This is a genomic window from Pseudoalteromonas sp. BSi20429, assembly GCF_000238895.1.
Classification (GTDB): domain Bacteria; phylum Pseudomonadota; class Gammaproteobacteria; order Enterobacterales; family Alteromonadaceae; genus Pseudoalteromonas; species Pseudoalteromonas arctica.
Genome location: NZ_BADV01000046.1, coordinates 25499 through 51715 on the forward strand (window position 1 = coordinate 25499; position 26217 = coordinate 51715).

Genomic DNA, 26217 nt, shown 5'->3' on the forward strand with positions numbered 1-26217 from the left:
ACAAAACGCATATACTGTACACTTATACAGTATGTGCGTTTTAGGTTGTGTTATGTTTGTCATTCCCATTTATATAGAAGCAGGCGTGTGTGGTTTTGAATCCCCCGCAGCGCAGTACACCGAGCAAGGTGTAACCCTTGATGAGCTTTTAATAAAGCATCCAGATGCTACGTTTATTGGTATTGCATCGGGTAACTCTATGCAAGAAGTCGGAATTTTTGAAGGGGACTTATTAGTAATCGACCGTGCAGAGCCTGCAGAAAATGGTGACGTTATTGTTGCTAACTTAAATGGTCTTTTTGTATGCAAACTACTTGATAAAACCAATGCACGGCTGCTTTCAGCTTCTTCTTTACATAAGCCTGTACAACTAACCTCTGCAGACGAATTTCAGCTAGAAGGCGTAGTAACGCTATCAATAAGAATGCACAGGCAAAGCCCAGAGTTACTAAAATGTATGCCTTAGTTGATGCTGTGTCATTTTATGCCAGTGCCGAAAAAGTATTCGACCCTGCTATTCGCTCCAAACCCGTGGTTGTACTTACCAATAATGATGGCTGTGTATGCGCTATTTGCCCTATTGCTCGGCGCTTAAATATTCCTAAATTTGGCCCGTACTTTAAAGTTAAGCATTTACTTGAGCAAAACAACGTTGTTATTCGCTCTAGTAATTACGAGCTTTATGCTGATTTAAGCGACAAAATGATGAATATTATTGGCCGCTTTTGCGATACACAGCACATATACAGTATTGATGAATCGTTTTTGCACTTTGATGGCTACACATCATTAATTAAAGACTGGCATGAATACGGCCATACAATAAGGCGCACAGTATGGCGCGAAACAAAACTTCCTGTAGGTGTTGGTTTTGGCCCGACCCCTACTTTAGCAAAAGCCGCTAACCATGCCGCTAAAAAGCTCAGTGGTTTTAATGGTGTTGCAGTAATAAATAGCGAACAAACTCGCCAAGCTATTTTACAAAGAATGAGCTGCGAAGATGTGTGGGGAATAGGCCGGCGGCTAGCTAAAAAACTTAAAATAATGAATATACACACCGCCTGGGATCTTGCTCAGCAAAACCCTAGAGCAATGCGCCGTGCATTTAGTGTGGTTGTTGAACGCACAGTAAGCGAGCTTAACGGGATAACATGTTTAAACTGGGATGATGTACGACAAGACAAGCGGGAGATTTATTCAACCCGTAGTTTTGGAGAGCGCATATGTGAGCCAACAGCACTTAAAACAGCGCTAATTAACCATGTAACCACAGTGGCTAATAAATTAAGAGCGCAACACTCGCTCACTCACCAGCTTTATATTTTTGCAGCCAGTGGCGCGCACGAAAATAGATATTATAAAAAGTCTTTTGTGTATAAGTTCCCCTCACCCACTAACGACACCTGCGTGATGGCTAATGCTGTATCTGAGGTATTTAATAAGATTTACCAACCCGGTATACGGTTTTATAAATGTGGTGTAGGCGCGGTAGAGCTAATATCAGAACAGTTTCAGCAAAATGACTTATTTAATAAAAGCCCTGATAATCCAAAACTTATGCAATGCCTAGACACAATCAATAATCGATACGGAAAAGGAATGCTAAGCCTTGCAAGTAGTAAATTAAATGACCGGTGGCACATGAACCGTGATTTTTTATCGCCGCAGTACACTACGCGTTGGCGCGATATCCCTAAAATATACTGCGAATGATTTGCTACTTACTAGATGCTTTATTTACTTTCATCTGCTTTTTTAAATGTGCACTCTACATTGGGTTCGCTCAATGTGTATTTGAGTGTGTTATCGGCTAAAAACTTGATACTTTGACTGATTGTTTTTTCGTTTGCTGGGCTTTCACAACGGCTCATTCTTAAACCGTTTTCAAGGCCATCACTTTTATATTTAAGCGTGCTGGTTATAAAGCAAAAGTTTGGTTTTTTAATGGTTCGGGTACCATTGTGGAGCGATCCAAATACAATTTGCTCACCAAGTTTAAAACCCGCACTTAAATCACTTTCATCTGTCAAACTCAAATTGCTGTTAACGCATAACCCTGAGTTGCTCGACACAACTTCGTAGGCACCTAATTTTGACTTTAAAAGCGGTATAAATCGTGTTTTATTACTCGGCTCAGAAAAAGCATTTGCACTTGTAAAAGCGACAGTTAATAAAGCGAGTGTTAAATATTTCATTTCGTGGGTGTATCCTCGTGAGTCAGCGTGTTAAATAATAGCAAAATGCCTAATCACTTAGCTTTTATAACTTTTAACAACTATAACAGAGATTTACTATAAAAGGAGAGAAGTCGTATTACAGGAGCGAGCGCGTGAGTAGGACGCGGAAGCTTTGCTCGGTTTTTATTATTCTTACATGGATGTAAGCCATTAGAATAATGCAGGAGCAGTTGTCGAGCCCACTAGTTTACAAATGTCGCGCCGCGATTAAATCCTTCTTGGATTGAACAAATTCAACCACCAAAGGTAAACATGCCCTAGATACTCATTACAAACCATTTTGTTGTTAAGCACTTTATTTAATACGTACTTAAACAACAAAACGATTTATACCAATGCGCCTAATTGTAAGGGTCAATTGAACTCATTAGATTATTTAACTAGTTATACGAATTGGTATTTATTTTATTGCCAGTACTTTGCAAATAATAAAGGGTAGCTTTGCTTTAAAAACTTAGGTTTGTCTTTAAAACGTTTACCTTTGGGCTCATCACTGCCAGAAGGGATAAACGGCAATTCGTCTTCGTTACGTTCTTCAAATAATAAACCGGCTATTAAGTCGTACTCATCAATGTACGGATAAGGCTGCTCGTTTAAGTAATAAACAGGTGTACACTGCGCTATAGAATCAGCATTTTCTAAGGCGTTTTCGAATACAGTTTTACCGCGCGAAATTAACCAACATCTAAATTCGCTAAAGCCGTAATCGTCGTTACATCCAGCCATCACAAAAGCGGCACCAAATAAATCCCAGGTAAAACACTTGCGCATATGTATGCCAAAATGCTTATCAAAATCAATAAGGTGTTGATCGCTTAAATCATTAAGTTTAGTTTTTAGGTTATCGCTCACACTTTGCGGATCGAGCCCTAAATCAGGCGTTGTTACTAATTCCCAAAAAGCCTGTTCTGTTAACGCTGCCATTATAAAATCTCTTTTACTCGGCCAACTTGACCATCTTCTAAACGTACTTTAATGCCGTGTGGGTGATTTGGTGATTTTGTTAAAAGGCGCTCAACAACACCCTCAGTTAATGTGCCGCTGCGTTGATCTTCTTTTAATACAATATTTACTGTGGTACCTGGTGAAATTTGCGAACGCGTAGGAACAGCCATAATTTAAACCCTAAAAATAATTTATCTAATTATAACGTCCATGTGCTATCAAACCAACAAAAGCTCTGTTAATTGGCGGAAAATGAAATATGTGCTGGTTTTGCGTTCAACTTAATACTCGTAAGCTCTTTGAGTATTATATTTGTTAATTCGTTAAGTTGCGGTTTTGCACTTTCAAGGGCTATATCATCATTAAAATAACACTGTACTTTTAACGTATTGGCCTCGTTATTTAAATCAATGGTATGCGTTAGATAATCAAAACCAATTACGCTTTCTTTTATTGCCTCGCATGCATTAGTAAGTGCTAGTCGAATGTGCTTATCGCGCTGCTTTTGAGTTTTAGTCATAAATATAAAGGTTACTTATTTAGTTTCTGCTTGTTGCTGTTTTTTAAACTCTTCGTAGTTAGAGTCTTGTTTATCTAGGCATTCGTAATATTCTTTGTCGGCTTTATAGTTACATTCATCAAGGCGCGCCGATTGAACTTCATGAAAACGCGCGTCAGAGCTACAACCAGCTAAAACACATAATCCAACAATAAGTAATGCGCTACTTTTTAGTTTATTGATAAACATTAAATTTCCTTACACTTTCTATATCGAAAAAGCGTTAAATTATTACAATATTATTGTATATTAGCGCCATAAAATCTTAATCTCCAAAGGATCTATTTCTATGATGTCGCAGTTACAAAAGTTGTTTCAGCGTATAGACAAAAGCAAGATATTTCAATCATTTGTTATAGCTGTAATTATTGTTTCTGCCCTGACAGTCGGTGCGCACACTTACTCGCTACATCCTACCGTAGAGCTTGCTCTAAATTGGATGGACGTTGGCATTACCGCATTCTTTTTAATTGAACTAGTAATCCGCTTTATTGCAAGTAAAGGCATAAAACACTTTTTTTCTAAAGGATGGAATATATTCGACACCATCATAGTATTGGGCAGTTTATATCCTGCTGCTGGATCTACTATGTTAATTGCTCGTTTACTGCGCATATTTAGAGTGCTGCGATTGGTATCGATGATCCCAGAGCTGCGCTTATTAGTTAACTCATTGCTTAAAGCCATTCCGCAAATGGGTTATATAGCCCTATTAATGTTTGTTATTTTTTATATATACGCTGCAATGGGCAGCATGATGTTTGCTGAAATAAACCCCGTACTTTGGCAAGACGTCTCAATCTCAATGCTTACCTTATTTAGGGTGGCAACATTTGAAGATTGGACCGACATAATGTACGAAACAATGGCGGTGTACGAATTAAGCTGGATTTATTACCTTACGTTTATATTTTTAACCGCATTTGTATTTTTAAACATGATGGTAGGTGCCATTTTAGAAGTTATGAGTGAGGAGCACCGCAAAGCACGAGAAGAGCTCGCAGACGACAGCTCATTACCTGCAACGCAAGGGCAAGTAAACGAACTACAATCCCAAATTGCTGAGCTTAAAGAGCTATTGAGTAACCGCAAAAACTAATCTGATAAGAGTATTAAAGCACCCACTTAAAGTTTAAAAAGTGGGTGCAGCTTAGGCATTCAACTCAAACATGCATTCCCAAAGTGCTTTAATTCCCATTGTTATCAGGTTTGTTATCCGTATCTTCAAAAGAAATGACGTTATCTACCTTCATTTTAAACGCATCAAAAAAAGCATTTTTTAAAACCGAAGTAACTGCTTGGAAAGTCGAAACATCCGCATTGTCTAATTGCCCTTCTATAGGAATGCGTGCAGCAACAAGTTTAGACTCATTGTTTTCGAGGATAGAGCCCAGTAAATCAACACTGCCTTCAAATATGGCTGTAAATATGCCGTCGTCATCTTTTTCTATATCTTCGCGCCACGAAAAAACACGCAAGTTTTGAACGCCCGCTTTTACATAACCATTTAAGTTATTATCTTTAGCCACAAGTTCCATAGCACCATCAATGCCTCCCGCTTCAATATCAAACGGTGTATACACTTTAAATACAGTGTCTAAATTTTTAACTGAAAAGCGCTGTACCTCTGCGTTAAAATCAAAATTAGCCTGCTTGCTAAAAGGGTCTAATTTGCCATTAAGCTTTAATGCAGCCTCCCCCATTAATGCTCCCTCTACGTTTAGAGTAGTCACAAGTGTTTTTGATAGGTTTTGCGCATTCGTTATATTTTTAATTTCGGCATTGATATTTGATATAAAAGTGGGGTTTTCACCACTGTTAGTTGAATTAACTAAGGTTAACTTTCCTTGCTCAATTGCTAAGGTATCAATAGAAAACAGTACTAAGTTATTGGCGAGCCCTACCCAGGTAGTTTCATCTTTTACTTGTTGATTTTGCTCAGAAGCATTGGGGTCTTTATCGTAAATAACTATCTCAGGACGCGTAAAAGCCATATTTGTGACTAAATTCCCTTTTAAAAGGGCTGACCACGCGAGTGAAAAATCGAGAGTTTGAATACTCAGTAAAGGCTTAGGAGCTGAAGTTGCATCAACAGCGTAAATTTCAACGTTGTCAATCGCGTAGGCACCGCGATATAAAAACAAATCTACATCACCAACATGTCCCGTAACACCTTGCGTATGCTTTAACTGATAATTTACGTAATACTGAACGACATAAGGCGCGGCTATTCTGGCAATAATAAGGACTAATAAAGTAACCGCTAATGAGTTAAACCATTTGCTATGAAATAAATTAGAAACCGAGCTCATTGTAATTTCCTTTACTTAATACTTTCAAATGAGCATTTTAAACATGTAAGAATTACGCAAAATTGTAATAACACTACGTAGATCGCATTTAAAATACATCGTTGGTAGCCTCATTGTAGCTAAACAGGCTAATCTACGTATTAAGAGCAAAGGTTATACCACTTTAAGAGTGAACGATGAATATGAAGATTCAAAAGTACGAGTAGGGAAATATTCTAAGGTAGTAAAATGCAATATAGATTTTAAGTTTTTCTGAAAAAATGATGTAAATCCAGTATTTAAAATAAGACATTGCTGCAAAATGTAATTTATACAGCAATGCTTAATTGAATATAAAGCGAGTGTATCCCTTTAACTTATAAGTGAAAATGCTTGATCAAATCTAACTGGTTTACTGAATATAAAACCTTGATACTTATCAATTTGTAAGCTTTGTAATAACGTTAACTGAGCTGTATTTTCTACGCCTTCAGCTATTACCTGGCATCCAATCATATGCGACATGTTAGTTACCGCAGATACAATACTTTTATCTTTTGAGCATTCACAAATGTTATCAATATAAGATTTGTCTATTTTAATGTAATCAACTGACAGCTCTTTTAAAACCGATATAGAAGAAAACCCAGTACCAAAATCATCAATAGAGATACGCACACCGGTATTTTTTATGGCCGTAATCACTTTTGACAAATACGGTAAATTTTTAATCATCACTGTTTCTGTTATTTCTAAATGCACATTGTATGGTTTAACTGCGTATCTATTTAAAAGCGCAACTAAAAAATCTAAAAAATTATGGTTTTCTAGTTGCAACACCGACACATTAATCGACAATCCAATCTTACTATTCACAGCGTTTAACTTACTTAAACTCGCGATGGCTTGCTCTAGTACAAATTCGCCGAGTATATTAATTTTTCCATATCGCTCTGCAATATCTATAAATTCTGAAGGGGGAATAAATTCATCATTAAACTGCCAACGAAGTAGCACTTCAAACGTAGTTATTTCATTTGTACTTATATCAACAATAGGTTGATAACACAGATGAAAGTCACCTTTTTCTACGCACTCTTTAATTGAGCTACGAAGTATTTCTTCTCTTTTAAGCGATTCATGCATTCGCTCGTCAAATACTGATATTTCATTACGGCTTTTCTTACCTTCATACATAGCAACATCAGCGTATTTAATCGCGTCTTCAAGGTTAAAATTTTCACGCGTAAAATACAGCCCAACCTTAAAAGAAGGGTTTACTTGATAGCTATCCATGCTTACTGTTTTCGTTAAAGTTTTAACTAATCTAAAAACACAGTCAAAAAGTTCGTCTTCGGTGTTACTACGAGAATAAAAAATAAACTCATCCCCTCCCCAACGACAAGCAATAAAATCGCCCTGAGTTTGTGTTTCAACTAATCGTTTACCTGTTTGGGCCAGCACAAAATCACCAAAATCGTGACCGTATTTATCGTTGATGATTTTAAAGTCATCCATATCTAAAAATAAAACGGCTTTAATATCATCATTTTGATTGGCTAAATCAAGTTCAACATTAGAAACAAAGCTCCCCCTGTTAAACAATTTAGTTAAATTATCTTTTTGCTCTAAAAGGATTATTTGTTCGGTACGAAGTTGCACTTCGTTTTCTAAGTTTTCAATAAATTGATCTAACTTAAGTTCATTATTAATTGATGACTTTACATCTTTAGCAGAACGTACAGCGGTAACAAAACACAAAATAAACCATAAAACGAGCCCTAAAATACCTAGTACATTCTCATCTTCAATAGGCTGTAAAAGTAATAAAATACTAAAAGGAACCAGTAAACAGGTTATATACGACAAGGAGGAACGAATATCAGAAGCTAAAACATTTACACCGCCACCAGCAAGGGAGCTAAAAACAACGAGTGATACAAACTTCTCCTGCATTGCCATATTTTCATAAAACAAAATGGGGAAAGCAGCCCATGTTAAAGCCGTTAATAATAAACCTATAAAATACAGATGATATTTAAAAGCATGGGTGTTGTTAACAAATACATGGCTTGCTATTCGAAATAATGAAATAAATGATAACGTAAAAAGCCAGTAAAGTTTTTCTTGCGAGGCGCTGTGGTTAATACTGCTAAAAATAAGAAAACAAGAAACAACCGTGTTGATAGCAATTGCAGAACTAAAATAGGAGCTAACAAATGCTAATCGCTTATTGGCAAAGTTATTTGTATGAGAGGTCATTAATGTTACTTGAATAGGCTGTTGCACAATGTAAACAGTTTACTTAAGTTCAATAATAAACAAAAGTGAACATTCATAAAAAAGTATTGTTTTAGCCTCTTAAGCAGTTTTATAAGCCATTAAACTAAAAAGGGCTGGCAAATTGCCAACCCCTTTTGTTAATACTGATTATATATTATACCAATTCGCTTAATTAAGTGATCTATTTTGAGGGAAGAAGAATCGTGTCGATAACAAGGCAAAAATTTCGTTATATAGTTGCTCTATATCAGAAATATTTAACGTAGTTAGCGTCAGATTCACCCCCTCAAATTGATTAAGTATTATTGCGAATTGGTATTACTCACCATCAACAATTATGCGTAGCATACGACGAAGTGGCTCTGCCGCTCCCCATAAAAGCTGATCGCCTACTGTAAATGCGCTGATGTATTTTGGCCCCATCGCTAATTTACGAATACGGCCAACAGGAATGCTTAAAGTGCCTGTTACTTTAACGGGTGTTAAGTCTGTTGCGCTAATTTCACGCTCGTTAGGAATAACCTTAACCCACTCGTTATGAGACGCTAAAATTTCTTCAATTTTTTCTACGCTAATATCTTCACGTAATTTAATGGTCATCGCTTGTGAATGACAACGCATAGCGCCAATACGTACACATAAACCGTCAATAGGTACTGGTTGCTTAGAAGAACCTAAAATTTTGTTCGCTTCAACCTGTGCTTTCCATTCTTCTTTAGACTGACCGCTTGGCATAGGTACATCAATCCACGGGATTAAACTGCCCGCTAATGGCACACCAAATTGGTCTTGTGGTAAGTCTTTTGACGCCATTGTTTCACTTACTATTTTATCAATTTCTAAAATAGCAGAGCTTGGGTTATCTAGTTTATCTGCAACACTTGCATGAATAGCGCCCATTTGTGCAATAAGCTCTTTCATATTTCGTGCACCAGCGCCCGACGCCGCTTGGTAAGTCATTGGGCTTACCCATTCAATTAGGTCTTGCTCAAATAAACCACCTAATGCAAGTAGCATCAGCGATACAGTACAGTTACCGCCCACAAAGGTTTTAACGCCTTGCTCTAAGCCTTGTTCAATAACATCTTTGTTTACGGGATCAAGCACTATAATGCTGTCCTCACTCATACGCAGTGCTGAAGCTGCATCAATCCAGTAACCATCCCAACCCGACTCTCTAAGTTTTGGGTATACCGCATTGGTGTAATCACCGCCTTGGCAAGTAACAATAATATCCATTTTAGCAAGTTCGTTAATGTCACTTGCATCTAGTAATGGTTTTGCGTCGCCCGCAATATCAGGGCCGAGTTGCCCCGCTTGTGAGGTGGTGAAAAAGGTGGTGTCGATATGGGCAAAATCACTTTGCTGCTGCATACGTTCTAATAACACAGAGCCAACCATGCCACGCCAACCGACTAATCCTACTTTTTTCATTGTTTGTTCCACTGTTTGATTCATAAAAGATGCCTTAATACATTAAAAATTAAATTCATTGCGTGAGATTTAATTTTCATTAACGCTAAACTAACACTGGCTGAAAGCTAAAACTAGCGAATAAAACAGAACTTAAATATTTTTCATACTGAGCATAAACACAAAAAAGCTCTGTATTAAAAATACAGAGCTAATAGATAGTGAAGGTTACTATTTCATTCCTTGAGTTTTATTTTAAATAAAGCTTAAAACTCATAGCTATAACTTAAACTAAACTCAGTGCCGGTGTCTTGTCCCCAAAGGGTAAGACCTTCTTGTTCAATTTCTTTTTCTTGGCCAAGCATATTTTTAACCTTAAAATTAACTTTAGAGTTAAAGCTAGGGAAGTAAGAATAAACTAAATCAACTGAGTGAAACGACTTTTCTTCGGCATCTTCATTACCACGTGTACCAGGTACAATTATACGAGGACCAAACACATTATAAATTAGTGAAGTAGAATGAAATCCATCATCCGAGTCATAGCCCATTTGTAAGTTTGCAACCCACTCAGAATGACCAACTAAACGACGCTCATTGTTAGTTACAATATTCGATACCGTATCGGCCTCAAGGGCTTCTTTAAGCTGTGTTTCAAACAGTGAGTCAACACCGTCTGAATCATTAATCCCCAAATTAACACTTGAGTCAGATAGCGTAACGTTGCCTGACAAGAATGCTGAGGACCAATCTTTATTTATAAAGCCAAAGTCAGTTAAAAAATCAACTTCAATACCCGACAATTTACCCGACTGAGCATTAGCTGTTAATAACTGTGGAGATGCTCCCCCTACGCCCGCAAGCTCAACCATTTCAATTGGGTTTTCAATGTCTTTATAAAACAATGCAACAGAAAGGTTATTACCTGATGGCATATACCATTCAAACCTAAAATCAACATTTTTTAAATTAGAACTTTGTAAACTAGGAGAGCCTCTCACCAGAAACTCAGTTAACGGGTCAACAAAGAAAGAAGAGCTTACATCACGTAGATCAGGGCGAATGGTTGTTTCACTTAAATTTAAGCGAAATTGCATTTCTTCATCCATGATGTACGTAACAGCTAAAGAAGGAAAAAAGTTATCTTCATTAATAGCTACATCTTGGATTTCTTGTAGCGTATTTTCAAAGAAATTAGTATGCGCTTCATAACCGACTGATACTTGAGAAAAATCTTCCCATCGAACGCCACCAGTAAAACGCCAAGTGTTTTGATAGAAGTAATCGGCCATAAAATAATAAGAATCTAATTTATGCGCTGCACTGTACTTATCACCATCAGTGGTCCCGTCATCAAAAATACCTGAGCCAGTTAAACTTGCATAAAAAGCGTCATTCGCCGTGTTTTCATCAGCAAAAATATCGCTTACGTTAGAACCGAACGAGTACTCATCGCTTATACCACGGTGCGTAATGCCAAACTTCACGTTACTTGCATCACGTTTTTTCTCTGAAAAATCGCCGCCTATTTTTAACTCAAGCTCATAGCCGTCACCATAAAAAGGCATACCCATATTCCAACCAAATGTTTCAACATCGTCGTGTAATACTTGATACTCACGGGTGATATTTGTTGCAGCTACATCTTGTAATTGTTCAGATTCAAGCACGCCATCAACTAAATTTTGCTGATAAACAACATCTAAACCACCTGGTGCATTACGGTTTGCTCGACTTAAACCGCCATACCAATCAAAAAATAAATTATTTAGCTCTGGAAAGTTGTGCGTCCCCTTAAGCTGAGTCGAAAACATTTCGCGCTCTTCGTACGTAATATCTACTCGGCGTAATTCGGTGACACCTTCTTCGGTTTCATTTGCATCAAAGTAATCGCGGTTACGTACGCGGTCACTCATGTCATGAAGTGCAATATTAGTAAGCTCAAACTTATGGTTTGAATTTAACTCATATCCTAAATTTAATGTGCCGCTCCAACGTACATTTTGCTCAGTCGATGTACCATCGTAATACTGGGCAAAACATTTGTCTTCACAGCCTAAACTACCAAGGCTTGAGCCGCTTTGCTCTTGAACTACTTCCCACTCGTTATCGTAAGATACGGCTGCAAGCACACCAAAAGTACCGGCCTCACTTTCAAATCTATCACCTAAGGCAATAGAGAAGTTCATGGCAGGGTCAACATCCTTTTCTGAAATACCTACATCCCAATCAAGCGATTGAATCAGGTTTTTACGCTCGGCTAACGTAGTGTTTATATTGCCCTCAAGACCAGCATCACTGGTAAGCGCAGTAGTAAACACATCCGATAATGCTCGCGAACCATCATCTCGACCCATCCAGTCATCATCACCGCCACTGTAAAAGTAACCGGTATCGCTATTAGAAGTATTGTACGATGTACCCACTTGTACTTTTAATAAAAAGTCAGAAGGAATTGATTTAGTGCGAATATTTACATTACCACCACCAAAATGCGCTGGCATATCCGGTGAAAATGACTTTTGTACACTCAAGCTTTCAATAATTTCAGATGGAAATAAATCCAAAGGAACCACTGAGCGAGTAGGATCAGGACTTGGTACATACATGCTATTTAGTTGAGTACTAGAATAGCGTTCACCTAAACCACGCACATAAATAAATTTGCCATCGACTAACGTTAAACCAGTAACACGACGAAGTGCAGAGGCGGCATCGCCATCACCAGTACGTGATATTTGGTCTGCACCCATAATATCAGCAACAAACGCTTGGTTTTGACGTTCTTGCAGTACAGCACCCGCACTGCCCTTTAATCGTTGCCCTACAGCAACAACTTCTTCTATTTCTTGCTCTTCTACTTGCTGCTCAGCAGCCGTGGCTGTATTTACTGATAAACCAAGTAACGCAGCCATTACAGCGTAGTTTAACTTTGATAAAGCAAGTGTAGAGGGTTTAAAAGATTTCATTTTTATACTCCGAAACAAAACAAGACATTAGCCGAGCTTTCGCTCGGCTATAATGTGATTTGGGTTAAAGGCCTACTTTTACCCAACCTGCTGTCCAGTCTGTTTGTGCATCCATCGCACCAATGTAATCTACAGAATCAAAGTAACTATCTAAGCTTGATGAATCAAAGCCATTACCAAGTAATAACGACTCAGCAGTTGGCATATAGCCATTATCTGCAAGCCCAAGGTCAGCGGCTACTTGAACTGAATTGCCTGTTTGTCCTAAGAACCAAGATTCAACATTACCTGTACCAATTGCTTGTGTACCAAAGTTGTTAGCGGTTTCACACGCAACGATTGAGTGAGTAACAGTTAATGTACCGTCCTCTGCTCGCGGCGCTGAATCAGAGCCTACTCGTAAACAGTTTGAATAGTCTGCACCACCTGTAACCACTACGTTTTTAAGCATACCCGCAGTACCTGCACGTAAGCGGATACCATTTACACCCACATTACCAATAATTGTTACATTAGAGATAGTTGGCATTGTTAGTGGCGTTGCACTTGAATCAAACTCAGAGTTATCAGCTTCAATTGCATTGTCGCCCTCAGAGTCTGATTGTTTAATCAGTACATATTGCGCTTTACCCGTCCAACCGAACGACCAATCAAGTGAATCATCGCCTATGCTTGTTAAAACAAGGTGACTAATATTTGCAGTACCACCAAAAAATTCAACACCATCGTCTAGATTTTCATGAACGTGAATGTAATCTAGTTCAGTCTGACGACCAACACCCGCAAGTGTAATACCGTTAAGTTCATCGCCATTACCCAGCGTTTTACCCGCTTGCTTAACTGCAACATACTTTAGCGTACCTGAATTATCTTCAGGGTCATTACCACCGAACTGGCCTGCATCGCCTTCTGCAGACACACCACAACTAGCAAGTTCTTCTGCTGTTGCTTCACCTTGTTGGTCGCCACATGAGTTAGCAGGTGCATTACCCAATAATACTAAACCGCCCCATTGACCAATCGTAGTTTCGCCGCCCGTCATATCCTGGATTGACGTCATAGTAATTGGTTGATTTACACTGCCTACCGCTTCAATTTTAGAACCACGGCGAACAACTAAGAAGTCATCACCCGACTCACCAATTAACGTTGTACCAAACTGAACATAAAGTGTTGTGTTGTCAGCGCGGTCATTACCAACGGCTGTACGTCCTTTTAAAATCCAATGCGCATCGTTAGTCAGTGTTACATCAGATGTAAATACAACATCAGAGGTTAATTGATATACAGGTTTGTCTGTAATTGTAGGGAAGCTAGCAGAAACATCTGTTGCAAGTCCTTGTGCTAATGCATTAGCAATATCGTCAGGAAAGCTTGGTGTAATAGCAACTGTCCAACCATCCATCCAATTATTATCGCCATCGAATGCGCCGATGTAATCTGTTTTGGTAAAGAACGAGTCAAGCTCAGATGAATCCCCACCAGCACCTAATAAAGGTGAACCCGATTTTGGTGTAAAGCCGTCTGTCGCTAAATTAAGTGCTGAAGCCGTAAGCGTTAAGTTACCCGTTTGACCTTCAAACCAAGACTGCACATTGCCACTACCAATTGCTTGTGAACCAAAGTTATTATCTTCACTACATGCAACAGCTGAGTTTTCGATAGACAACTCACCCGATTCTGCATTAGCAGCAGAGTCTGAGCCTACACGTAAACAGTTTGAGTAACCTTCAGGGCCCGTTATAACAACATTTCGTAGAACGCCCGCTGTACCTGCACGTAAACGAACACCGTTAGTACCATCAGCACCAACAATTGTTACGTTAGAAATAAGCGGTTTAGTCAATGGTGTCGCATTTGAATCGAATTCTGAGTTATCAGCTTCTATTGCGTTATCACCCTCAACTGAACTTTGTTGAATATAGATATTTTGTGCACGACCCGACCAACCAAATGACCAATCGAATGCATCGTCGCCAATATCAGTTAGTACAATGTTACGAACATTAACTGTGCCACCAAAAAACTCAACACCATCATCTAGGTTTTGGTGAATTTGAATGTATTCAACTTTCGTTTGTGAACCAACACCTGCAAATGAGATACCGTTAAGTTCATCGCCATTACCCAGCGTTTTACCTGCATGTTTAACAACAATATAACGAAGAACACCTGAGTTATCATCGCTAATATCACCACCAAACTGACCAGCGTCACCCTCAGCTGATACACCACAGTTAGCTAATTCTTCAGCTGTCGTTTCACCGGTTTGATCGCCACACGAGTTAGCGGGTGCATTACCTAATAATACCAAGCCGCCCCATTGACCAATCGTTGTTTCAGCGCCTGTTACATCTTGAATAGATGTCATTGTGATTGGCGCAGTTGCATTACCATTGGCATTAATTTGTGAACCACGACGTACAACTAAAAAGTCATCACCTGTTTCACCAATTAGCGTTGTACCCGCTTGAACATATAATATAGTTGCATCTGCACGGTCATTACCAACTGCAGTACGACCATTTAAAATCCAATGTGCATCGTTAGTAAGCGTTACATCTGCTGTGAACGTTGTATCTTCAGTTAAACGGTATACTGGTTTATCTGTAATTGCTGGAAATTCACTAGAAACATCTAATGCTAAGCCTTGTGCAAGCGCGTTATCAATATCAGTAGGGAAGCCGCCATTAATACCGACAGTCCAACCTTCCATCCAGTTAGTTGAACCATCAAAAGCACCAATTTGACCATTTGCGATAAGCGGTGAACCAGCAAGTGGCGTGTAACCGTCATCAGCAAGCATAAGCTCTGCAGGCGTAAGTACTTGGTTACCATCTTGTCCTTCAAACCAAGATTGTACGTCGCCACCGTTAATTACTTCACTACCAAAATTATTTGCCGTTGTTTGACACGCCACAATAGAGTTTACAATCGTTAGTGTGCCATCTTCAGCGCGAGGAACTGAATCAGACCCTACACGTAAACAGTTTTCGTAAGTAGCAGGACCCGTTACAAATACATTTTTAAGAGCGCCCGCAGTACCAGCGCGTAGACGAATACCATTATTACCTTCTGCACCGACGATTGTTACGTTAGATATAGTAGGCAGTGTTAATGGCGTGGCGCTTGAATCAAACTCAGAGTTATCAGCTTCAATAGCGTTATCGCCTACGTTAGCCGCTTGTTGAATGTAAACATTAGTAGCCGAACCCGTCCAACCAAAAGACCAATCAAGTGAATCATCACCAATGTTAGTCAGCACTACATTACTTACATTAACCGTACCACCAAAAAACTCGATACCGTCATCAAGGTTTTCATGAACCTGGATATAATCAACCGTAGTTGCAGAGCCAACACCGGCAAATGTAATACCATTTAACTCATCACCATTACCAAGCGTTTTACCTGCTTGCTTAACAAGTACATATTTTAGAGTACCTGAATTATCATCACTGATATTTCCACCGAACTGACCTGCATCACCTTCAGCTGACACGCCACAGTTAGCAAGTTCGTCTGCTGTTGCTTCACCTTGTTGGTCTCCACATGAGTTTGCAGGTGCATTACCAAGTAATACCAAACCACCCCATTGGCCAATTGCTGTCTCGCTACCCGTAACATCTTGAATTGATGTCATCGTAATTGGCTGGCTTGCAGTGCCGACTGATTCAATTTGTGAACCACGACGCACAACTAAAAAGTCATCCCCTGACTCACCAATAATCGTTGTACCTTGCTGAATATAAAGCGTTGTACTATCTGCGCGGTCATTACCCACAGCAGTACGACCACTCACAATCCAATGTGCATCATTAGTTAGTGAAACATCAGCAATCAATGTTGTATCAGCACTTAAGCGATACACTGGTTTATCTGTTATTGCTGGAAATTCACTTGAGACATCCGTTGCTAAGCCTTGAACAAGTGCATTGTCGATATCAGCAGGGAAACCCGTAGTTGCATTTTGAGAATCATCACGCGATGATGTTTCATCTACTGTACCACTGCCACCTTCAACAACATTAGTAACTGTGTCGCCTTCATTTATTGTTGTGTCGCCTTCAGATACTACTAAGTCACCACCACAACCCGCTAAAGATACTGCAGTTGCAATCAAACTAACTTTAAATAAGTCAGATAATTTCATTGTTCACTCCGTTAAAGTATTTAATTATTTTGTTAAGTGCTTTAAATAAACTCAAGTCACCTTAAAACATTAAGCAATGCTTTAAGGTCACTTGAGTTATCAGCAGCGCCTACCTTACGGTAGCTATATGACATTACAGTTACACTTTAATAAACATAAGATGACAAAGTTATTTACATAAAATTCAAGTAGTTAATTTATTAAAAACATAAAAAAACCACACTAAAAATAGTGTGGTTTGGATTTGCGATTATGAAATTATATTTAAACGTTATTACTAAAGCTTAAAGCAGTGCCGTTCTTAATGTTTCTGCATGCACTTTCTCGCGCTTTACATATTTAATCCATTGCTGCGCTAAACGCTGTGATTTTTTATGTTTTTCTGCTTGTTCAAACGCTAAAATTGATGCATCAAAATTTTGTAAGTTGTACTGAGCCATACCCAAGGCAACAAATGCATTTGATTCAAAATCAAGTGAGCCTTTATTAAGTGCTTTACGCGCTGCGTCGGCCGCTTCCTCGTATTGCTCAGTATTAACATATACTTCAGCTAAGCGTTGGTCATATTTACCAATGGGTGATAAATCGGCTGCTTTTACAAAGTATTTTATTGATTTTTCGTCTTCTTTTGCTTGGATCATCGCCTCAGCTACAAAGGCATAGTTTTTAGCGTTTTGCTCTGCAATCCCTTTTTCAATCGCATCACTCATAACGTCTGCGGCTTTAAATGCTAAGCCGTTATATAAATACACTTGCGCTAATTGACGTAAATCAGACTTAGAGGTTAAAAATCCTTGCTGATAAGCCGCTTCAATTACCGCCAACTGCTGCTTTTCTTGCCCTGTTTCACCATACATACCTGATAACTGTACCCAATACTCAGGCTTGTTATAAAGCTTTACCATACGCTCAAGTACTTCAACAACTTTGTCAGTTTGATTAAGTGAGTAGTACATGGCACGCTGTAGTACTAACCAGTTTTCCTTAGGGATTTTGCCTTCGCTGTCGCTTAAAGCAATCACTTGAGATATGTACTCAAGCCCTTTTTTATAATCCTTTAACTGATAGTATGTTTGAGCCCTTAACAAGTAATAGCCTTCTGTTTTAGGCTTAGTGTTAATAGTGTCCCAGTCATCTAAAAATGCGATAACTTTAGTGTAATCACTATTAGCCATAGCTAGTTGCGCTAAACTAAAGGTAGTACTTAAACGAAGCGACTCAGGAATGGCTTCCTCTGCTACGACCTTTTCAAACGAAGCTATCGCTTTTGGTAAATCGTTTTCGTTGTAATAAATAAACCCATAAAAATTATGCATCATCGCAATTTCGTACGAGTTCATGCTCGATGAACGCTCATTAATGCTATCAAGCGCTTCAAGGCCTGCTTTAACATCGCCATCATCAGCGAGTTTTTGTGCACGTGCGAGTTGGCTGTAGACCTTTTCACGAAGCGCTGGTACACGTTTTATTTTTTGCTCTTGCTCTGCATATGCCGTAGCTACACTTAGCCCTGGTATCAGGCTTAGAGCACTTGGTGTAACAATACTTGTACTGATCGCAGCGGTACAAAATAGTGTTAATTTAAAAAATTTAGCTGTAGGGCTTAATTTCATAACAGATTTAATAAATAGTTTCATAATCGCCTCGCATTACTGTCCGTATACTCGTGGTTAATTACTAAATTAACCGCTGATTTGGAAAGATATTTTGTTCTGAACACCCGCCACTTCAACGGCTTCACCGTTTACTACGCGGGGTTTATATTTAAATTTAAGGGCTGCATCCATCGCGGCTCTATCAAAGAGTGACTCAGGCTCTGCTTTAACCACTTGTGGGTCGCGTACAGTGCCTTGTTTAGTTACTATAAATTCAACAATAACGTAGCCTTCGATACCTCGCGATAATGCACGGCGCGGATAAACAGGTGCCACTTTTACAATCGGTAAATACTCACCATCACTTGTTTCAAGTGCTAACCCGCCGGCTAAATTTACATCCGCATCAACGTTTGCACCAAAGTCAAAGTTGTTAGCATTAGCTGTAGCATCACTATTTTGCATTTGCGGTGATTCCATTGGTGGTGGCGGCTCTTTTGGTGTTGGTGGCTTTTGTGGCTTACGCTCTTTTTTTTGTACGGTTTCTTCTTTTTTCAAGCGAACAAAATCAAGTACGTTACCCTTTACCGGATCCGTCATAGCGCCTTCACCGCCAGTGATCAGTGCCTGCATGCCTAAAAACAACATAAAGGTCACTACACCAGCTATCACTAATGCAACTAAATATCGCAACATAACTAGCCCTTAAGACGCATCTTGTGCGGCAATTGATACATCAAATGCGCCCGCCGCGCGCGAGGCATCCATCACCTTTATTAACATTTCGGTAGTGGCTTTTTTATCCGCTTGAATCACAACGCTACCTTGTGGATTTTCTGCTTTTAAACGCTCGATATTGGCTTGTACTGCGCGTACATCAATTTGACGTTTATTAATCCAAATTTCACCTGTATCTGAAATCGCCACAAGGATATTTGCACGCTCTTTTTTAACCGCTGTTGCGGCTTCTGGGCGGTTAACATCAATACCGGCTTCTTTAACAAAAGAGGCAGTTACAATAAAGAAAATAAGCATGATAAATACAACGTCTAGCATTGGGGTCATGTTTATTTCTTCAGCTTCATCTTCTTGAAATAGGTTTCCTAACGGGGCTCTCATTTTTATTCTCCTAGGATGAGCGACTTTATATAAGCCGCTTATCAAAATTTTGCTTAATGGTCTAAAACCATGCTGTCTTGTAGTAGTTCTACTTCGCGCTTAGCTTTTCGTTGTAAATACGTTGAGGCAAATACCCCAGATAACGCACCTACCATGCCTGCCATTGTCGGGATAGTTGCTTTAGATACCCCTGACGCCATTGAACGCGCACTCCCTGTGCCAGTAATTGCCATTACATCAAACACTTCTATCATGCCCGTTACAGTGCCTAACAAACCAAGTAGTGGGCACAAAGCAACCATCACATTAATCAAAGAAAGATTGGTGTTTAAGCGCATACCTGCTCGCGATATCATCGCTTCGCGTATTTGCTCTGCATTCCAGCTATCACGTTCTGTACGGTTAATCCAATTGGCTTTTAGAGCATGTTTATAGCTTCGAAAACCGTTGAAAAAGTAAATAAATCGCTCGAGTATCAATAACCACATCGCGAAGATTAACACCCCAATGACCAAGAGAACTTGGCCACCAGTGTCGAGAAAATCACGGATAGCATTGATTGAGTCAATCAATAGCACCATGGTTTATGCTCCCTTCTCGCTTCGCTCTGCAATAATACCGGCGCTCTGCTCTTGAATAGTTAACAAAATATTTTTAGCGCGCGTATTAAGTAAGGTGTATAAAAATACCGTTGGTATTGCTACCACTAAGCCTAGTACCGTTGTTACTAGTGCTTGAGAAATACCACCCGCCATTAATTTAGGGTCGCCGGTACCAAATAAGGTGATTGCTTGGAATGTATTGATCATGCCTGTTACCGTACCTAATAAACCTAACAGCGGGGCAACAACAGAGATGATTTTGATAAGTGTTAAATTACGCGTCACTTTTGGCATTTCACGTAAAATAGCTTCACTTAATTTAAGCTCAAGTGTGTCGTGTGAAACACTCGGAAATTGATCTTTTACTTTCATTACGCGTCCAAGCGGATTGTCATCGCGTGCAACTGAATCTTTAAGTTGACGACGAATTTTACCGCCCATAACCAATAATGAGAAAAAGCGCTCTAATGATATAAGAAGTGCAATAACACCCACGCCTAAAATCACATAACCAACAGTGCCACCTTGATGAACACGCTCTTGGGTATCGGGTGCTTGTACTAATAAACCAAGAATAGAGCCGCCTGTTGGGTCAAGTGCAAATTGCACCACACCGCTTTTAGTGCTTTGTAGCTCTTCTGCTGTTGCAGTAAAGCGCGATACAGGTTGGCGAGTTAATTCGCTCAAAGAATTAGTCGAGGAATTAAACTCTAAATACTTACCGTTTGATATAAGGTTAAATGCACCCACTCGCACAACTTCTTGCTGTGCTTTAGTACCGCCTTCAACAATGACACTTGCGTTAAAACGACTTACTTTGCCTTGCTCGGTCATTTCGCGCTGTAGTTCAAACCATACTTTTTCAATATCTTCTATTGAAGCAAGTTTTGAAGTTGAACCCATTTTTTGAGCTAGGTCATCCATAAACGTACTACGCCCAGCAATCTGGGAAGATATAATTGATGTCGCAAACTTATTACTAGAATCACCTGCTACTTGCTGTAACACGCCAAACAATTCTTTAAGGGAACCCATTCGTTTAGAAAGCGTGTCTGTTAAGTTAGCAAGTTTCACTTCGTTTTCTTCAAACTGCGTTTCTAAGCGCTCAGATTCCACCAGCATTTGATTACGCTTTGCTTGGGTATTTTTAAGCGTTTGTACTTGCTCGTTTTGACGAGCAGTAAACTCTTGTTCGCGCTGCTTATTTTGCTCGCTTTGAGCTGATTGACCATTTTCGAGCGTTTTAAGTAATGAATCTAAGTTCATTGGCTCTGCCGCTATACTTGCACCAGTAATGCTTAGGCTTGCAGCAAAAAGAGCTATTTTTGTCATTTGAGTAAACAATTTCATTTTTAACCTCTTATTCTGCTGCATGTACTGGCAGAGTTAACATATCTGGGGCAAGTTGCTTACGCGCAATACGTAAGCCTTTATTAATTTGGCTTATTGTAGAGTCTGGTAATGCTTCAAATGATTTTGTATCTGCATTCCAACTACCTGCTTTTTTACCATCGCGTGTTAAGTAAATAAGCTCTAAACGGCCAATGCGTAAAAAATCGACTTCACGCTCTTTGTCATCCACGTTTAAAAGTGCGGTATAGGCTTCAATAGTGCGCCCGTAGTCTACTTCTACTTGATAGGCTTCGAGTACACGGCGAAATTTTTCACTTGAATTGATATCTGCACGATTCATCATTTCATTTAAAGATGTAACACGCTTAGTGCGCTCATCAGCTAAAAATGGAATATCTAAAGATACAAACTGCTCAAGGCCTTCAATCATTCTAAGCATTAGCGGCGTAATTTGACGTTCAATAATAGAAACCTGATCCATAGACAGGTTTAAAGATTCCATCTCTTCTACTTGATTATTTAACTGTTTAGTTAGCTGAGCGTTGTAAACAGATAAACCGTCAATTTCTTTATTGAGGGTTTTAAATTGCTGTAAACGTCCTTGCATTGAATCTGCAATCTTGTCTATTTTTGTTTGTGATTGCGCAGCTGATTTATTAATTTCACTGCTTTTATCAATAACCTTATCTAAATCGTTTGCGTGTACTGCTGCACTTGCGGCCACAATACCAGCTAAGATTAATGGTTTAACGCCTTTCATCGCATACACCTTTACTCGTTAGTTAGCGGATTTGCTAGTTTGTTTTTTTAGGTCATAAACTTTGTTATATAAATAATTTATGACTTAATAATTTCAATGAGCAGGAGTTTATAGATGAAACATGACAAGGATGTTGCGCAAAAAAGTCGCTTTTATGACAGTGGTAATAATTAAGACTTACGAGGGGGTTTTTAAGATGATAAGAGCATTTGTTAACCAAATGCCCTATAAACAGGCTGGGTTATTTTAAAATTGAATTAATTTGATTAAGAGAATAGTGCCAATCAGTGTAATTTATTTCAATTGGGTATGCTTTATTACCTTTAATAAGCACTAGTGAGGGAAAACCTTGGATTGGTAGTGTACGAACAAAGGATAACTCAGCATTAAATTCATCATTAAGCTCGCTTGACGTTAGCTGCGCAGTAAACTCATTTTTATCTAAGCCAATCTTTTCAGCCAAACTAATTAATGTACTTTCATCTGACGGGTTTTGCGCATTTAGGTAATAAGCATTTTGAATTGCAGCCACCATTTGAGCTTCTTTATCCGCTTTACGCGCTATAAGTGCGGCTCTACATGCGGGATACGTTGAACGCCTTGGCTGGCAATCGCGCCAAAAGTTATAATTAAATTGCGTACCTAACTGCGCTGAAATTTTATGCCAAGTACCCTCAAGCATCTCTTTCATATTTTGCGGCATTGGGTCTTGACTATCAGGTGCTAATCCACCTACTTTATATTCAATTGCTACTTTACCAGCAAGCTCTGATTTTAGCTTAAGCCAGGTTGGTGAGTAACCCCAACACCAACTACACATTGGGTCATGAACATATATTAATTTACTTTGAGACATATTAATCCTTCAACTAGTTCGAGACGACACTATTACGACCAGCAGCCTTTGCACTATAAAGAGCTTCATCAGCTTGTTTTAACGAATCATCATAATCAGTTACTTTATTTACTTGGGAAATACCAATACTACAGGTGATTGAAATACGCTGCTTGTCATCAGTAAATATAACGTGCCCTGCAACAGCCTCTCGAAATTTGTTTGCTATTACAGTGGCTGTAGAAACAGTAACCTGCGGTAAAATAACAACAAACTCCTCACCGCCATAACGGGCCTTTAACGCAGTTGCCAAAAACTGAGATTCAAGGAGCTTGGTAAATTCAATCAATACCGTATCACCAAAATCGTGACCATGCGTATCGTTTAAAGACTTGAAGTTATCTAAATCAATTAACAAAATTGAAAAAGGTAAGTACTGCTCTGGGCGTGTTTGGGCAAGCTTTAAAAAATGAGAGGTAATAAAACGTCTGTTTGCTATACCAGTAAGGGGGTCGGTATAAGCATCTTGTTTTTGCTCGAGCGTAATATCGGCAATAGCCATGTGGCTTTTATGCCTAAAATACTCACCAATAAATGAGAATAAAAACACCATAGAAAAGGACGCTATAAATCGTGTTTTTTCTACGTCGCCATAGCTAACTTGACCAAAATCAGGGCTGTATAAAATAACAATACAAGAAAACAGTAAAGTAAAACCTAACCAAGCACCTAATCTGACCCCTAAAGATGCAAACGTCACTACAGGATAAAACATTAGCCAATATAGCGCGGTGTTGTCTTTACCACCGGTATAAACAAGTGCAACAAACATCATGCACACAATGCTCATACTTATTAATGCCACTACTTGAAGATTACCCGTTCTTATAAAGTAGATAGAACAGCTTATATTTGTAATGTTAACGATAATTAATGAAGCAGTGAGTATCGGTGAGTAAACCTTATAATTCAAAAACACTAATACAGCAATCACCACAATTGATATCCCAATCATGGTAAATAAAGAAAACGCTTTGCGTTGCATGTCTGAGCTATAAACACTGTCGATATTTATTAGACTGAGCCAATTTGGTTTATTCACATTTTTTTTAGTCATTAATTTTATACTTTAAACTTTTGAACCATATTTTCTAAGGCACTAAACTGCTGTTTTAGTTTGGTACATTCGTTAAGTGTGTCATTTAAGTTAGCCTTGCCTTGTATAGAAAGCGCACTAATTGTTTGAATATCAGTATCTAATAACTTAACGACTTGGTTTTGCTCATCTGTTGCACTGGCCACAGAATGATTTGCATCGTTAATTTGCTTAATAGCTTGTATAACATGACTCATTAAATTGCCGACGGCATCTGCTTGTTGTACGCTTTTTTCACTGTCTTGAAGGCTTGTTTTCATAAGCTCTACAGCAAGGTTTGAGCCTTTTTGTAACTGGCTCACCGTGTCTTCAATTTCTTGCGTTGATTGTTGAGTGCGGTGTGCTAATTGGCGTACTTCATCTGCTACAACGGCAAAACCGCGTCCTGCCTCTCCTGCTCTAGCGGCTTCTATTGCTGCATTTAGTGCCAATAGATTAGTTTGCTCGCTTACACCTTTAATAACTTCAAGCACTTGCCCAATACTGGCTGTATGCGTATTTAAACTGTTTATAGTTTGCTGAGCTTTCTCCATATTAGCTGAAAGCTGGTGGATGGTTGTAACACTGTGACTTAATGCTTCTTGGTTTTGTGTTGAGTGCTCATCTGCATTTTTAGCAAGCTGCGATGCACTCTCTGCATTATTTGAAATATCCATTGATGTAGCTGAAAACTGGTTAATAGCCGCTGCAACACTATCGGTTCGTTTACTTTGATCATCATACATAGACAGCGATGAATGTGTTTGTGATACCAAGCTCTCAATTGCTGTATCTAATTGCTCTGTGGACTCTTTTACTTGCTCTATTGAATGCTGAATTTTTTCGATAAAAATATTAAATGAATGGCTTAAGTCGCCAAACTCATCATCATTTTCAACGGTTAAGCGCCTTGTTAAATCGCCTTCGCCTTGTGCTATATCTTTAATGGCATCGTTTAAACGGTTCATAGGCTGCATTAAATAGCGTAATAAAAGCTGCATCATAATAATGATAGTAATGATCCCTATCACCATAAAAACAGCCGCAGTTTGGCCAAAGTTAGAAACGCTGACATACGCTTTATCTTTATCTATGACAACACCTAGGTACCAATCTACGTTTTCAATACCACTGATTTTTGTAAACGAAATAAGCTTAGACTCTCCGTTGATCTCGTATTGGGTAAACTCACTTTGCAAGGGCGTATTAGTACCAAAAATGTCTGATGTATTTTTTAAGTTTAACTTAGCATTAGGATGGCTTAACACTTGACCTTTGTTATCGAGTAAAAAACCATAACCGAGACCTAAAAAATCAATATCGTTAATAATTTTAGTCACGGTTTGCATATCAATATCGGCACCTGCAACGCCGCTAAACTGGCCATTTTGTAGCATGGGTACTACCGCTGAAATTGTAAGCTCGTTAGTTGTTACATCAATATAGGGAGTTGTAAAAGCGGTATTTGATTTGTTTTCGACTAATTTGTACCAAGGGCGAGAGGTCGCATCAAAATCAGCAGGTAAAACGACTGATTGATCTTTTAATATAAACGTGCCGCTGGATTTACCTATATACGTATTTTTAAAGCTTCCGGCAAGCTCTGCAGTATTTAATTGTGAAAGGGTGAGTGCTTTAGAATCATTAGCTTTATGGGTTTTAGCAATTGATATAACAATCGCCAACTTTGCATTTAACCAACTCGCTATATTTTGTGAAACAGATTCGGAATTTTGTTGTAATACTAGGCTTAACTGCTGCTCGGTTTGCTTGCGCATCGCAATGTAGTTATTAAAAGTAAATAACCCTAGCACCAAAACCAAAATTAAAGAGGCTGCAATCGTCACTTTGGAAGTAAATTTCAACGAGTTAAGCATATACATCCTTTTTATTATTTATCTTTATTATCCATACAGTTTTAGCAAAAATTTAGCTAAATGTCCTAATAAATAAGGCTTGTGACTAGGT

22 protein-coding genes are annotated in these 26217 nt (G+C 38.8%); 3 read left to right on the forward strand and 19 right to left on the reverse strand.

What is annotated here, in order from left to right:
* Positions 1-52 precede the first annotated feature (52 nt).
* Both P20429_RS10115 and P20429_RS10110 read left to right on the forward strand, forming a co-directional pair.
* Complete coding sequence (locus P20429_RS10115) at positions 53-466, forward strand: S24 family peptidase (protein ID WP_007583215.1); 414 nt, start codon at positions 53-55, stop codon at positions 464-466.
* Positions 454-1713 carry a Y-family DNA polymerase gene (locus tag P20429_RS10110; RefSeq protein WP_007583218.1) on the forward strand — a complete coding sequence of 420 codons (1260 nt, stop codon included), beginning with the start codon at positions 454-456 and terminating at the stop codon, positions 1711-1713. Before P20429_RS10115 ends, P20429_RS10110 begins: the two co-directional genes overlap by 13 nt.
* Before the next feature lie 20 nt (positions 1714-1733).
* Here the strand turns inward: P20429_RS10110 and P20429_RS10105 are convergent, their stop codons facing one another.
* From P20429_RS10105 to P20429_RS10085, 5 genes are all read right to left on the reverse strand, one after another.
* The gene (locus P20429_RS10105) at positions 1734-2195 is read right to left on the reverse strand and encodes a hypothetical protein (RefSeq protein ID WP_004334802.1); all 462 of its coding nucleotides are present in this window, start codon (positions 2193-2195) and stop codon (positions 1734-1736) included.
* 447 nt (positions 2196-2642) lie between these two features.
* Positions 2643-3161, reverse strand: a complete 519-nt coding sequence (locus tag P20429_RS10100) for a DUF4240 domain-containing protein (RefSeq protein WP_007583221.1) — start codon at positions 3159-3161, stop codon at positions 2643-2645.
* Positions 3161-3352: a YwbE family protein gene (locus P20429_RS10095; RefSeq protein WP_007583223.1), complete on the reverse strand. Its 192-nt coding sequence runs from the start codon at positions 3350-3352 to the stop codon at positions 3161-3163. The genes P20429_RS10100 and P20429_RS10095 overlap by 1 nt, the downstream gene beginning before the upstream one ends.
* A 68-nt stretch (positions 3353-3420) precedes the next feature.
* Entirely contained in the window at positions 3421-3702 is a 282-nt protein-coding gene (locus P20429_RS10090) for a hypothetical protein (RefSeq protein WP_007583225.1), read from the reverse strand.
* A 15-nt stretch (positions 3703-3717) separates the two neighbouring features.
* Positions 3718-3930, reverse strand: a complete 213-nt coding sequence (locus tag P20429_RS10085) for a hypothetical protein (RefSeq protein WP_007583226.1) — start codon at positions 3928-3930, stop codon at positions 3718-3720.
* 100 nt (positions 3931-4030) lie between these two features.
* On the opposite strand from P20429_RS10085, the gene P20429_RS10080 reads away from it, so the two are divergent.
* The gene (locus P20429_RS10080) at positions 4031-4840 is read left to right on the forward strand and encodes an ion transporter (RefSeq protein ID WP_007583228.1); all 810 of its coding nucleotides are present in this window, start codon (positions 4031-4033) and stop codon (positions 4838-4840) included.
* 88 nt (positions 4841-4928) lie between these two features.
* Here P20429_RS10080 and P20429_RS10075 read toward each other — a convergent pair whose 3' ends face one another.
* From P20429_RS10075 to P20429_RS10010, 14 genes are all read right to left on the reverse strand, one after another.
* On the reverse strand, positions 4929-6053 hold the full coding sequence (locus tag P20429_RS10075) for a DUF748 domain-containing protein (RefSeq protein WP_007583229.1): 1125 nt from the start codon (positions 6051-6053) through the stop codon (positions 4929-4931).
* 351 nt (positions 6054-6404) lie between these two features.
* Positions 6405-8294 carry a bifunctional diguanylate cyclase/phosphodiesterase gene (locus tag P20429_RS10070; protein WP_139047185.1) on the reverse strand — a complete coding sequence of 630 codons (1890 nt, stop codon included), beginning with the start codon at positions 8292-8294 and terminating at the stop codon, positions 6405-6407.
* A 339-nt stretch (positions 8295-8633) separates the two neighbouring features.
* On the reverse strand, positions 8634-9773 hold the full coding sequence (gene asd, locus P20429_RS10065; RefSeq protein WP_007583233.1) for an aspartate-semialdehyde dehydrogenase: 1140 nt from the start codon (positions 9771-9773) through the stop codon (positions 8634-8636).
* Positions 9774-9994: 221 nt separating this feature from the next.
* Positions 9995-12697, reverse strand: coding sequence for a TonB-dependent receptor domain-containing protein (locus P20429_RS10060; RefSeq protein WP_007583235.1), 2703 nt, complete (start codon positions 12695-12697; stop codon positions 9995-9997).
* Between the two features lie 64 nt (positions 12698-12761).
* On the reverse strand, positions 12762-16850 hold the full coding sequence (locus tag P20429_RS10055) for a hypothetical protein (protein ID WP_007583237.1): 4089 nt from the start codon (positions 16848-16850) through the stop codon (positions 12762-12764).
* Positions 16851-17134: 284 nt separating this feature from the next.
* Entirely contained in the window at positions 17135-18463 is a 1329-nt protein-coding gene (locus P20429_RS10050) for a lipopolysaccharide assembly protein LapB (protein ID WP_033026768.1), read from the reverse strand.
* A 69-nt stretch (positions 18464-18532) separates the two neighbouring features.
* Positions 18533-19138 carry an energy transducer TonB gene (locus P20429_RS10045; protein WP_193371817.1) on the reverse strand — a complete coding sequence of 202 codons (606 nt, stop codon included), beginning with the start codon at positions 19136-19138 and terminating at the stop codon, positions 18533-18535.
* 12 nt (positions 19139-19150) lie between these two features.
* Positions 19151-19564 (reverse strand): biopolymer transporter ExbD, encoded by a 414-nt coding sequence (locus tag P20429_RS10040; protein WP_004334764.1) that lies wholly within the window; start codon positions 19562-19564, stop codon positions 19151-19153.
* A 53-nt stretch (positions 19565-19617) separates the two neighbouring features.
* A complete protein-coding gene (locus P20429_RS10035; RefSeq protein WP_033026765.1) occupies positions 19618-20145 on the reverse strand; it encodes a MotA/TolQ/ExbB proton channel family protein in 528 nt (175 codons plus the stop codon).
* 3 nt (positions 20146-20148) lie between these two features.
* The gene (locus P20429_RS10030; RefSeq protein WP_007583244.1) at positions 20149-21516 is read right to left on the reverse strand and encodes a MotA/TolQ/ExbB proton channel family protein; all 1368 of its coding nucleotides are present in this window, start codon (positions 21514-21516) and stop codon (positions 20149-20151) included.
* Between the two features lie 10 nt (positions 21517-21526).
* Positions 21527-22279 (reverse strand): DUF3450 domain-containing protein, encoded by a 753-nt coding sequence (locus P20429_RS10025; protein ID WP_007583247.1) that lies wholly within the window; start codon positions 22277-22279, stop codon positions 21527-21529.
* Positions 22280-22520: 241 nt separating this feature from the next.
* Positions 22521-23135, reverse strand: coding sequence for a DsbA family protein (locus P20429_RS10020; protein WP_007583248.1), 615 nt, complete (start codon positions 23133-23135; stop codon positions 22521-22523).
* A gap of 13 nt (positions 23136-23148) precedes the next feature.
* A complete protein-coding gene (locus P20429_RS10015; protein ID WP_007583250.1) occupies positions 23149-24231 on the reverse strand; it encodes a GGDEF domain-containing protein in 1083 nt (360 codons plus the stop codon).
* Between the two features lie 5 nt (positions 24232-24236).
* On the reverse strand, positions 24237-26126 hold the full coding sequence (locus P20429_RS10010; RefSeq protein ID WP_007583252.1) for a methyl-accepting chemotaxis protein: 1890 nt from the start codon (positions 26124-26126) through the stop codon (positions 24237-24239).
* Positions 26127-26217 lie beyond the last annotated feature (91 nt).